This is a genomic window from Kribbella sp. NPDC004138 (assembly GCF_053603655.1).
Genome location: NZ_JBSGFZ010000029.1, coordinates 132,316 through 143,722, shown reverse-complemented (window position 1 = coordinate 143,722; position 11,407 = coordinate 132,316). Strand labels below are relative to the sequence as shown.

At 71.3% G+C, this 11,407-nt stretch carries 10 protein-coding genes; 7 read left to right on the top strand and 3 right to left on the bottom strand.

What is annotated here, in order from left to right; all coding sequences use genetic code 11:
• From ACWEOO_RS34495 to ACWEOO_RS34485, 3 genes are all read right to left on the bottom strand, one after another.
• The coding region (locus ACWEOO_RS34495) for a CoA transferase (protein ID WP_452146611.1) at positions 1-1,058 on the bottom strand (1,058 nt) is incomplete at its 3' end.
• A 2-nt stretch (positions 1,059-1,060) separates the two neighbouring features.
• Entirely contained in the window at positions 1,061-2,071 is a 1,011-nt protein-coding gene (locus ACWEOO_RS34490; RefSeq protein ID WP_452146610.1) for an acyl-CoA dehydrogenase family protein, read from the bottom strand.
• A gap of 24 nt (positions 2,072-2,095) precedes the next feature.
• On the bottom strand, positions 2,096-3,241 hold the full coding sequence (locus ACWEOO_RS34485) for an acyl-CoA dehydrogenase family protein (RefSeq protein WP_452146609.1): 1,146 nt from the start codon (positions 3,239-3,241) through the stop codon (positions 2,096-2,098).
• Positions 3,242-3,351: 110 nt separating this feature from the next.
• Here ACWEOO_RS34485 and ACWEOO_RS34480 point away from each other — a divergent pair, with 110 nt between their 5' ends.
• The 7 genes from ACWEOO_RS34480 to ACWEOO_RS34450 all read left to right on the top strand — a co-directional run bounded on the left by ACWEOO_RS34480 (position 3,352) and on the right by ACWEOO_RS34450 (position 11,381).
• A complete protein-coding gene (locus ACWEOO_RS34480) occupies positions 3,352-4,098 on the top strand; it encodes a class II aldolase/adducin family protein (protein WP_452146608.1) in 747 nt (248 codons plus the stop codon).
• A gap of 4 nt (positions 4,099-4,102) precedes the next feature.
• Positions 4,103-5,620: an AMP-binding protein gene (locus tag ACWEOO_RS34475; protein WP_452146607.1), complete on the top strand. Its 1,518-nt coding sequence runs from the start codon at positions 4,103-4,105 to the stop codon at positions 5,618-5,620.
• Positions 5,620-6,654 carry an acyl-CoA dehydrogenase family protein gene (locus ACWEOO_RS34470; protein WP_452146606.1) on the top strand — a complete coding sequence of 345 codons (1,035 nt, stop codon included), beginning with the start codon at positions 5,620-5,622 and terminating at the stop codon, positions 6,652-6,654. Before ACWEOO_RS34475 ends, ACWEOO_RS34470 begins: the two co-directional genes overlap by 1 nt.
• A gap of 124 nt (positions 6,655-6,778) precedes the next feature.
• Positions 6,779-7,780: a hypothetical protein gene (locus tag ACWEOO_RS34465; RefSeq protein ID WP_452146605.1), complete on the top strand. Its 1,002-nt coding sequence runs from the start codon at positions 6,779-6,781 to the stop codon at positions 7,778-7,780.
• A 5-nt stretch (positions 7,781-7,785) separates the two neighbouring features.
• Positions 7,786-8,940 carry an acyl-CoA dehydrogenase family protein gene (locus ACWEOO_RS34460; RefSeq protein WP_452146604.1) on the top strand — a complete coding sequence of 385 codons (1,155 nt, stop codon included), beginning with the start codon at positions 7,786-7,788 and terminating at the stop codon, positions 8,938-8,940.
• Positions 8,937-10,115: a cytochrome P450 gene (locus tag ACWEOO_RS34455; RefSeq protein WP_452146603.1), complete on the top strand. Its 1,179-nt coding sequence runs from the start codon at positions 8,937-8,939 to the stop codon at positions 10,113-10,115. Before ACWEOO_RS34460 ends, ACWEOO_RS34455 begins: the two co-directional genes overlap by 4 nt.
• 63 nt (positions 10,116-10,178) lie before the next feature.
• Entirely contained in the window at positions 10,179-11,381 is a 1,203-nt protein-coding gene (locus ACWEOO_RS34450) for a cytochrome P450 (RefSeq protein WP_452146602.1), read from the top strand.
• The last annotated feature ends 26 nt before the right edge of the window (positions 11,382-11,407 follow it).

Sequence of the window (11,407 nt, the reverse complement as noted above, 5' to 3'; positions counted from 1 at the left end):
CAGGTTCGACGATCTCGACTGGTCCGTGGACGTCGAGGGGACGACGGTGAGGCCTCGCGGCCGGAGCGCCAGGGACGCGCCGGGGCCAGCGCACCGTTGCCCCCGGCAACCGACTGCAGGAATCCGCGGGCGGCCAGGTGCGGATCCTCCAGGGCGTCCGCACATGTCATCACGGTCCCTACCACCCATTCGACGTCCAGCCCGGCCGCGAAGATCTCCTGCTTGGTCCGGGACCGGTACCAACCGCTGATCTCCGCGCGTAGCGCCGCACGGTTCGCCCAGCGATTGGCCCACACGAACCGCTCGTCGTAGGTCAGGTCCTCGCGTCCGTACACGGTGCACTGCCGGCTCCAGTCGACCGGCCGGACGGTTCCGGGGACGACGTACCCGTCGGCGCACCGGAAGACGCCCGACGGGAAGCTCGATGCCAGGTGACCGGCGTTCGCGGTCGCCTCGGACGCGGACCGATTCGGTGACGTCATGGTGTACAGCGCGGCCGCAGCCTGGGACTCGAAGGCGAAGGAGGCGACATCCCGCCAGGGCAGCCGTGCCGTCCGCTGCCCACCGAGCAGTGCGGCGCCGGCCAGGACAGCGGCGTACGCACCGGCAAGGTACTGACTCTGCCAGCCGGGAAACCGGAGCGGAACGCCTTCGTCGTCGACGCTTTCCGCGAGCAGCCCGGAGGCGGCCTGCACCAGCAGTTCGTCGTCGGGGTGCGGGAACGGACTGACCTGCAGCCAGACGGGTCCACCCGACGACGAGGGCTCGTCCGGCCCGGGCTCGTCGGCGAGGACCAGGTCGGCCCAGGCCACGCCGTGCCCGACGGCTGCCGGCGTCCGCCGGACCAGCCGTTTGCCGGTGTTGAGGTGGACGAACAGCGGGCTCGGGTCGGCCGTGTCGGCGGCGTCGATCCGGGTTCTCCGGGCGACGTCGAGGGCGGCGGGCTCGAGTTTGACGACGGTTGCCCCGAGCATCGACATCAGCCGGCCGGCGTACGGCCCGACGACGCCTTCGCCGAGCTCGAGGACGCGCAGGCCGGACAGCGGTGGCCGGAGCATGATCAGCCCAGCGCGTGCTGGGCCACGCGCTCGTAGTGCAGGTCCGACGATCCGCCGAACGCCTGGATCCACAGGGCCCGCCGGTACCAGCGGTGGACGGGATGCTCCCAGGTCATCCCGATCCCGCCGAGCACCTGGATCGCCTGTTCGCAGGCGCCGATCGCCGCCCGCCGGGCCGCGACCAGCGCGCAGCTGACGCCGATCGGCGCACCGTCCGCCGCGGCGGCCCTGGTCAGCGACCGCGCGAGCTCGAGGTCGACGTACATGTCGGCGATCCGGAACGCGACCGCCTGGTAGCTGCCGATCGGCCGCCCGAACTGCTGCCGGGTGCAGGCGTGTTCGCGAGCGATGTCGTACGCCCGCTGGGCCACGCCCACGGCTTCCGCGGCCAGCAGCAGGAGACCGCGCGACCGTACTGCCGCGGTCGCCGCCGCGGTGCCGACACCGCTGTACAGGCGCTCCGCGGGCGCTGCGGTGAACACGATCTCGCCGACGGGTCGCAGCGGATCGAGAGACGGCCGACTGCGCTTGACGACACCACGGCCGGACAGGTCCACGCAGAAGAGCATCGGGCCTGTCGGCGACGAGGCCTCGACCAGGACAGAGGAGACAGCATCGACGTCCGGGACCCGGTCGACGGCGCCCGACAGGACCCACGGCTCGCCCGGAGTCGCGACCACGTCCGGCGCGGCGATGGCCGGGAGGCCGTCGGCCAGCCGCAGTGCGACACCGGCCGGCCCAGGTCGCAGCCGTCCGAGGGCAGCGACACACATCGTGCTCCACCAGGGCTGCGGCGTCAGGTGATAGCCGCACTCCTCGGCCAGCAGGACCTGTGCCGTCGGCGGCAGGTCAGGGTCGAACCAGCCCAGCGCCTCCAGCTCGGACCACGCCTGGGGATCAGGCGTGCGAGGGCCGTCGGCGAGCGCGGCGACGCGGTCCGGCGGATAGCTTCGAGCAAGGACGTCGCGTGCGGTCAGTTGGATCGTCAGACTGTCGTCCGTCGTCAGTGTCACGGTCCGCTCCTGTCTGGTGATCGGCTACCTGGTCTTGGGCAGTCCGGCCACCTGTTCGGCGATGACGGACTGCAGGATCTCCGTGGTTCCGCCCTCGATCGTGCTGCCACGGCTGCGCAGCAGCTTCGAGGTCCAGCCGGCGACGGACTGGTGCCCGAGATCGAGTGCATCGATGCCCAGGACATCGACTGCGAGCGCGGTGAGGTCCTGGTGGGTTCGCGACCACTGGAGCTTGAGGATCCGGCTCTCGTCGCCCGGGCGGCCGGTGGCCCGGATCGTAGTCAGCGTGCGTGCGGCGGTGGCCTCCAGGGCCCGCTGGTCGACACACAACTGCGCCAGTCGGCGGCGCAACGACGGGGTCGCCGCCTCGCCGCGCTCCTTCATCGTGGCGATCAGCCGGTCCAGTTGCACACCCAGCCGCGAGACGAGCGTGACGGCGAGCGTGATTCGCTCGTGCGCGAGCGTGCTCATCGCCACCGGCCAGCCCGCTCCCGCGGCCCCGACCAGTCCGGCGTCGCCGACCTCGACGGCGTCGAACCTGATCTGGCAGAAGCCTTCGTCGCCGTTGATCTGCCGGATCGGCGTGACCTCGACGCCCGGGGCCGTCATGTCGACGAGCAGCAGGGACAGGGCCCGGTGCTGCTCGGCGTCCGGATCGGTGCGGGCGAGGACGAGGCAGTAGTCCGCGAGGTCGGCGTACGACGACCAGAGCTTGGTGCCGGAGATCCGGTAGCCGCCGTCGACTCGCACGGCCCGCGTCCGCACCGAGCTCAGGTCGGATCCGGCCTCGGACTCGGAGAAGCCGAGACAGAACATCTGGCTGCCGTGCAGGATCGGCTCCAGGTGCTGCCGTTGCTGGGCGCTCGATCCGTGGCCGATCAGTGTCGGTCCGGCCATGTGCAGGCCGACCACGTTGGGGGGCTCCGGAACCGCGGCCCGGTCACACTCTTCAGCGAGGATCAGCTCGTGCTGGACGCCGAACCCGTGGCCGCCGTGCTCCACCGGCCAGGTGAGACCGACGTACCCGCCGTCGAACAGTCGCCGGCTCCACGCCTGCAGGGCAGGCTTGGCCCGGTCGCCGAGGGCGGGGGCGTACGCGCGGTTGTCCCGCAGCCAGCCGCGCAGCTCGCGGCGGAAGCTCTCCTCGTCCGACCTGCACGCGATGTCCACTTGGTGACCGTAGCCACGTCCGTCGCGCCGCGGCTAGCGTGCGACGGCAGACAGGGTTGATCGCCACATCCGCAACGGATGCCGGCCCGACGGGCGAGGGAGCGTACGCCATGGACGCAACGAGAACGCCGTCCCCGATCGCCGCGGAACGTCAGCGGCGCAAGGTGCAACTGGCGGCGACGGTGAGGATCCTGGCGCGCCGCGGGCTCGACGAAGGGGCCGGCGGGCATGTCACCGCCCGCGATCCCGAACACCCCGACCGGTTCTGGATCAACGCCTTCGGCCAGCCGTTCTCGTCGGTCCGGGTGCGCGACCTGCTGCTCGTCGACCACGACGGAAACGTTGTCGAGGGCAACGGGCGGGTCAATCCAGCCGGGTACGCGATCCACTCGCAGATCCACGCGGCGCGGCCGGAGGTCGTCTCGGCCGTGCACACGCATTCGACGTACGGACGGGCCTGGGCGGCAGTCGGCCGTGGGCTCGACCCGATCACGCAGGACGCCTGTGCGTTCTTCGAGGACCACGCCGTGCACGAGGAGTTCCCCGGGGTCGTCCTGGATCGCGCCGAGGGCAAGCGGATCGCCGGCACGCTGGCCGACGGGAAGGCCGTGATCCTGCAGAACCACGGACTGCTGACCGTCGGGCGGTCGGTCGGCGAGGCCGCCTGGTGGTTCGTCCTGATGGACAAGTGCTGCCAGATCCAGCTGCTGGCGGAGGCGGCGGGCGGCGCGAAGCCGGTGAGCCTCGAGAGCGCGCGGGGAGTGGCCGAGTTGATGGGAACCCCGGCGATGGGGCGGTTCAACTTCCGGCCGATGTACGCCGAGATCGTTGCCGCCGCCCCCGATCTCTTGGCGTGACCCGGTGGTCGCACTGCTGAGCGACCTGGTTCGCGGGTCCGGCGCGGACGAGGCGATCGCGGATCAGCGTCGTACGTTGACATGGGCCGAGCTCGATGCGCGGGTCAACGGCTGGGTACGGGCCCTTCGCGCGGCCGGTCTCCGGCCCGCGGACCGTGTCGCTGTCGTCAGCGGCAACCGGATCGAGTGCCTGGAGATCTTGCTCGCCTGCCTGCACAGCGGCCTGGTCCTGGTGCCAGTGAACTGCCGGCTCGCCGCGACCGAGATCGCCCACATCGTGTCGGACGCCGGCTGCGAGGTTGTCGTGTCGGACCCGGAACGCCGGGAGGTAACGGCCGAGGCAGTGACTGGCCGCGGAGTCCGTCACTTGTGCATCGAACAGGATCTCGGCGACGCGGACGCGGGGGAGCCCGACGCACAGAGCTGCGGCGGCCTGATGCTGTACACGTCGGGGACCACGGGCAGGCCCCGCGGTGTGATCAGCCACCTGTTCACGCCCGGTGCTCCGATCGACAGCGTCCGCGCGACGCTCCGGGGAGCGCGGCACGTGGTGGGGATCCCCAGCGGACGCCGCGGCCTGCTCGTCTGCCCGTGGTACCACTCGGCCCCTTTGTACTTCGCGCTCATGTCCCTGCTCCTCGGCAACCGGACGCGCGTGGTGGATCGGTTCGAGCCCGGCGAGTTCCTGGACGTCGTCGGCGCGGAGTCGATCGATCACTGCCATCTGGTTCCGACCCAATTGGTCCGCCTGTTGCGGTACCGCGCGTCGACCGGCCGGACCGGAGACACCGGCAGCCTCGAGACGGTGTGGCACGGCGGCGGCGCCTGTGATGTCGAAACGAAGAAAGCGATGCTGGCCTGGTGGGGGCCGGTGCTCGTCGAGTACTACGGAGCCACCGAAGGCGGCATCGTGGCGATGATCGACGCGCAGCAGTGGGAACGGCATCCGGGCAGCGTCGGCCGGCCGTTGCCGCGGACCACCGTCACGATCGTCGACTCCGCCGGGAGGGCACTTCCTCCAGGCACGCGGGGCCGGGTCTTCGTCGAGCGGGCCACGCGCGCCGGTTTCGAGTACCACAACGATCCCTCCAAGACGCGGGCCGCGCATCTGCGTCCCGGCGTCTACACCTTCGGCGAACTGGGGCACCTGGACGACGACGGATACCTGTACCTCGACGGCCGGGACGACGACACGATCGTGTCCGGCGGGGTCAACATCTATCCGGCCGAAGTCGTCGCGGCACTCCTGAGGCACCCGGCGGTCGTCGACGCTGCGGTGTTCGCCCGGCCCGACGCGGAGTTCGGCGAGGTCGCGGCGGCGCTGGTGATGACCGAGGAGCCTGACCACGAGCGCTTGCCCGCCGTACTGCGGGAGCACTGCGTGGGACTGATCGCCGGCTTCAAGGTGCCGCGGATGTGGTGGTTCACGCGTGAGTTACCGCGCGACGAGACCGGAAAACTCCGACACGCGACGATCCGCGAGTTTACCCGCGCACACGGCGGGCGCGGGAGACTGGCGTGATGAACACTTCGGATCACGCGCAGGAAGTGCTGAAGGCGGTCGAGGGCGTGCGGGACGGGGTCCTGACCGCGAACCGGGCGGCCGTCGACCGCACCGGCACGATCCCCGCCGAGAACTTCGAGGCGCTGGCCGCGCTCGGCCTGTACGGCGTCGGCATGGACGCCGAGGACGGCGGCGATCCGGACGTCGACTACCCGACGCTCCTCGGGGTCATCGAGCGACTGGCCTCGGGATGCCTGGCGACCACGCTGGTCTGGCTGCAGCACCTGGCGATGACCCGCGTCGCCGTGGGGCGCCAAGGGCCGGGCGCCGAGGCCTCCTGGCGGGCGGACGTCGCCTCCGGGCGATTCCGCGGCGGCATCGCCTTCGCCGGACAGTTGCCCGGGCCCCCGATGCTCCGGGTCGAGCGCGACGGCGACGAGTACGTCGTGACCGGCACCTCGCCCTGGGTCTCGGGCTGGACGCTCGTCGACGGTCTCGTCGTGGCCGCCCGGGATGCCGACGACAACGTCGTACGCCTGCTGACCGCGGCCGGGCCGAGCCCGTCGCTGTCGGCCGCGGACACCGACCTCTGGGTGCTCCAGGCAACGAAGACCGTCGAGCTGCGGTTCGACGGCCACCGGATTCCGGCGGCGTACATGCTGGACGCCACGCCGCTCGGCGAGATCCTCGCCGGGGACCCGGGATCCTTGCGGATCAACGGATCGTTGGCGCTGGGCCTGGCCGATCGCTGCGGGCGGATGCTCGGCGTCGCCGGTGACGACGACGAGCTCGACGCGGTGCGCCGGCGGCTGGACGAATCCGGCCCGGAGGACCTCGCGGCCGCCAGGGCGGCGGCGTCGAACTTCGCGGCCGCCCGTGCAGGGGCTGCCGTCGCGGCGAACGGCGGGCGTGCCCTGCAACAGTCGGATCCGGCGGGCCTGGCGCTGCGGGAGGCTGCGTTCGTTCTCGTCTTCGGCCAGCGCCGCACGATCCGCGAGCCCATGGTCGACGGCTGGCTCAACTGGAGCCGTACGACGGCCGCGGGGGACTGAGAGGTCTCGTTCAACCGCTCGGAACCGGCAGTTGTACGGCGCCTGCGGTCAGCCGCCGCGCTTCCCTTGCCGACGGCGGACACGCAGGATGAACGGACCAGTCCTCGCCAGGCAAGGAGGTCCGATGACGCCGTCCGACCGGACCGCTTCGCTGACTGTTCCGGCGTCCATCGCGGCCGAGTTCCGGTGGAGCTACGACGTCGGCAACCGCCGTCTCGCCGGTCTGTACGAGCGCGGCAAGGACGGGCAGTGGAGCGCGCAGACCGATATCGACTGGTCGATCGACGTTCCGTACGGCGACCGGCTGCCGTTCGACGCCCGGTTCGTCTCGCTCAACGAGGCCGGCGGTCCGCTTGCGGCTCTGGGCCCTGATGCGGCCGACCGCTTCCGCTGGGAGTTCCAGAACTGGATGGTGAGCCAGTTCCTGCACGGGGAACAGGGCGCGATGGTCGCGGCCGGCCGGCTCGTCGAGGTCGTCCCGGGGATCGAGGCCAAGTCGGTGGCCGCCACCCAGGCCGTCGACGAGGCGCGGCACGTCGAGGTGTTCGCGCGGTATGCGTCGGTCAAGATGCCGCACTTCTACGCCATCTCCGCGCCGCTGGAATCCCTGCTGGGAGACACGCTGCGGGACGGCCGCTGGGACATCACCCAGCTCGGGATGCACATCATGATCGAGGCGCTCGCGATGGCGGCCTTCCGCCTCGGGCAGCAGAGCTTCCACGATCCGCTGCTGCGCGACATCTGCCGCAAGGTGGCGCGCGACGAGGCCCGGCACGTCGCGTTCGGCATCCTCGCCCTGGAACCGGCGTACCTGGAGATGTCCGCGGCAGAACTGGCCGACCGGGAGGACTTCGTGCTCGAGTCCGCCGCGCTGATGGCGCGGCGGTTCCAGCTGGTCGAGATCTGGGAGCACCTGGGCATCGACCCGCGGGCCGGCGTCGCGTACGCGCGAACCGATCCGGTGATGGCCCGCTACCGCCAAGCGGTGTTCGCGAAGGTCGTGACGTCGCTGCGAGACGTCGGGCTGCTCACGCCGCGGGTGCGGGACGGACTGCGCGGCCTCGGCTTGCTGGGACCTGCGTCCGACCGTCCCGGTGACCGCGCGGCCGATGGACGGGAACGGTGACGCTGATGCCTGCGACGCTGGTGCGAGTGACCGACCTGCTGCCGCAGATCGCGGCCCGGGCGGACGATGTCGAGAACGAACGTCACGTTTCGGAGGAGATTCTCGACGACCTCCGCCGGACCGGAGCATTGCGGATGCTGTCGCCGGGCCGGCACGGCGGTGGCGACGAACCCCTTCCCACGGTGCTGCAGGTGGTCGAGTTGGTGTCCACCGCGGATGCGTCCGTCGGCTGGACCGTCGCCCAGCACGCACAGGCGCAGCTGATCCTGCGGCACTTCCCGGGTGCCACGGTCGACCGGGTGTTCAGCGGGTCTCCGGACCTTCTCGCGGCGGGTGCCGTCGCTCCGAAGGGCCGCGCCACGCGGATCGCCGACGGCTGGCAGATCAACGGGCAATGGCCGTTCGTCTCCGGAGCGCCGCAAGCGACGTGGTTCTTCGTCCAATGCCTGGAGGTCAAGGACGGTTCCCCGGTCCTCGACCCGGACGATCTGCCGGTCCTCCGGCTCGCGCTGCTGGCCGCGGAGCAGCTCGAGATCGTCGACACGTGGAGCACGATGGGGTTGCGCGGGACGGCCAGCCACGACGTACGGGTCAACCGTGCGGAGTGCGGTGACGCGTACACCTGCCACTTCGCGTCCACGCCGCCGGGCGACGAGCCGATCCTGCGGATCCCCGCGCGCGATCTCGGCGGGCTCTTCGTCGCGGCGGTGGCCGTCGGCAACGCCGCGGCGGCGCTGGACGACACGATCGCGCTGGCACTCGCGGGCAAGCGTCCGGCGTTCAGCCCGCACCCGCTGGGCAAGTCGCCGGGGTTCGTGCAACGGCTCGGCGAAGCGGAGGTCCGGCTGCGATCGGCGCGGGCCCTGCTGTCCGAACAGGCCTCGTGTGTGTGGGAGTCGGCGTTGGCCGGCGTACCGCTGGGTCTGCGCGACCGGGCGGCGCTGCGGTCGGCGGGACCGCACGTGGTCGAGTCGGCGACCGCCGTACTGGATGCCGCGTATGCGCTGGGCGGCGGCACGTCCTTGTACGACCGCTCGCCGCTGCAACGGCGGCTGCGGGACGGTCACACGATCACCCAGCACTTCGCGGCCGGGCCCGACGTCTTCGGCGCCCTGGGCGCTGTGCTCGTCGGCGCGGACCCAGGGACTGCGTTGCGGTGAAGGTCAGCTTCGACTCGGGTGACCCGGAGTTCGTGGCGGATCCGTATCAGACCTACGCCCGGCTGCGGGCCGCCGGCCGTGTCCTGCCCGGCGGGCCCGGGCAATGGATCTTCACGCGGTACGACGATGTGCAGCGGCTGCTGCGGGACGGCCGGCTCGGCAGCGAGTTCCCGGCGGCGGCCCACCGGGTCAAACTCGGCGACGGCCCGGCCGGGGACTTCTTCGGCCGGATCCTGATCGACCGGGATCCTCCCGATCACACCCGGCTGCGGCAGGGCATGCGGCACGCGTTCTCGCCGGGGTCGGTGGCCGGACTTCGCGCGCAGGTGGCCGCGACGGTGGACGAACTGCTGGCGCCACTGCTCGACGACTCCGGCTTCGACCTCGTCCCCGGCCTGGCCACGCCGCTGCCGGTGCTGGTGATCTGCTCGTTGCTGGGCGTTCCTGCCGAGGATGTCGAGCTGGTGCGGCCGCGGATGGTCGATCTGGCGACGGCGTTCGGCGAATTGACGCTCACGGATGAGCAGCGCCGGGCGGCCGATCGCGCGGTGGTGTGGCTGCGCGAGTATGTCGGTGCGCGGCTCGGGCAAGGTACGGCCGGTGACCTGTTGTCGCGGATGCTGGCGACCGAAGCCGACGGTTTCAGCCGCCAGGACACCGTGGACAACGCGATCTTCTTGTTCTTCGCCGGGTTCGAGACGACGACCAGCCTGATCGCGAACGGGACCGTCGCCCTGCTGACGCGGCCCGACCAGTTCGAGCGGCTCCGTCGCGATCCTTCGCTGATCCCGACTGCGGTCGAGGAGCTGCTCCGGTTCGACTCGCCGGTGCAGATGTCGATGCGACTCGTCCGGGAGCCTTTCGTCGTGGACGGCACGAAGATCCGGCCGGGGAGAGTCGCGGTCCTGCTGCTCGGCTCGGCGAACCGCGACGAGCAGGTCTTTCCCGACCCGGACCAGCTGGACGTCGGCCGGCACCCCAATCCGCACCTCGCCTTCGGCGGCGGCCATCACTACTGCCTCGGCGCGCCGCTGGCACGCCTGGAGGCAAGCCTGGTGCTGGAGCGGCTGATCCACAGGTTCAGCCGAATCGAACTGACCGGCCCACCAATCCGGCGCCCACACCCGAGCATCCGATCCTTCCGCTCCGTCCCACTCACCGCGAAGCCGGCCTGACCGAGGCGCCCGACCGGGCTTGGTTGCGTTGGCTGGTAGGGCTGATGCGGGCATATTCGAGCAATGGCCGACACCCGGACCGGCTTGCCGCCAAGGTTCGACACCGCGGATCCTGACCTTCTGCACGACGTGTACTCGCAGTACGTCGGGCTGCGGGAGTACGGACCGCTGTGCCGCTTCGTGCCGGGGGCGTGGGGAGTCACCCGGCACGCCGAGGTGTCGCGACTGCTGCGGCGTCCGGAGCTGGTGAAGTTCTTCCTGCCGCAGGCCTTCTTCCAGGACGCGGTCGGGTCCGGACCGGTGGCCGACTTCTTCCAGCAGATGGACATCGGCCGGGGTGATCCGGGTGTGCGCGAGACGCTCGCCCACGAATTCAGCGCGGCGTCGAGTCGTCGGCGGATCGAGGAGATCCAGGCGGCCGCCGCCGCGGCACTCGAACCCGTCCTCGAAGCCGGCCGCGCCGAGGTGGTTACGGAGCTGGCACGCCCACTGGTGCTGGACGTGTTCTGCGACGTGCTCGGCCTGCCGTCAGCGGTGCGCAGCGCCGTCGCCGGCTGGGTGTCGAGCCTGGTGAACTTCGGTGACATCAGCCCGACCGCGACCCGATCGGTGGACGAGGCGAACGTTGCAGTCCGGCAGCTGCGCGAGGTGGTGTCCGCCGAGTTGGCGGCCCGGGACCGAAGCCCGCGCGACGACGTACTGTCGCGCCTGGCCGCCGTGGCCACCGGCAACGACGTACGGCGGCGCTGCGTCGACACCGTCCTGGCCCTGCTGTACGCCGGTCTCGAGACCACGGCCAACCTGATCGCGACCGGCATCGCCGCACTCGCGGACTTCCCCGACCAATACGCCGTCCTCCGGGCGGCGCCGCACGACGCGCACCTCGCCGTCGAGGAGTTCCTGCGCTACGACCCGCCGATCCAGGTGACGCTGCGCTCGGTCCAGGCGCCGATCGAGATCGGCGGCCAGGTGATCCGGGCGGGGCGGACGCTCGCGCTGATGCTCGGCTGCGCGAACCGTGACGAACGAGTCTTCGCCGAGCCCGCGCGGCTGGATGTGCGCCGGCGCCCCAATCCGCACGTCAGCTTCGGCGGCGGCAGCTTCTACTGCTTCGGCGCCGCGCACGCCCGGTCGAACGCGACCGCGGTCTTCGCGGAGCTCGCCCGGCGATGTGCGTCGATCGGGCCGGCGGGGGAGCCCGAGCGGACCGCACAGTTCAACTTCCGTTCCTATACGCGGCTGCCCGTGAGCCTGCGGCCGGCCTGAGCCGATTCAACGACCGACTGGAGTGG

Excerpts from the sequence above, each read along its gene's own strand:
- ACWEOO_RS34470 (WP_452146606.1), top strand. The coding sequence starts at position 5,620 with ATGAACACTTCGGATCACGCGCAGGAAGTGCTGAAGGCGGTCGAGGGC.
- ACWEOO_RS34465 (WP_452146605.1), top strand. The coding sequence starts at position 6,779 with ATGACGCCGTCCGACCGGACCGCTTCGCTGACTGTTCCGGCGTCCATC.
- ACWEOO_RS34450 (WP_452146602.1), top strand. The coding sequence starts at position 10,179 with ATGGCCGACACCCGGACCGGCTTGCCGCCAAGGTTCGACACCGCGGAT.
- ACWEOO_RS34460 (WP_452146604.1), top strand. The coding sequence starts at position 7,786 with ATGCCTGCGACGCTGGTGCGAGTGACCGACCTGCTGCCGCAGATCGCG.
- ACWEOO_RS34480 (WP_452146608.1), top strand. The coding sequence starts at position 3,352 with ATGGACGCAACGAGAACGCCGTCCCCGATCGCCGCGGAACGTCAGCGG.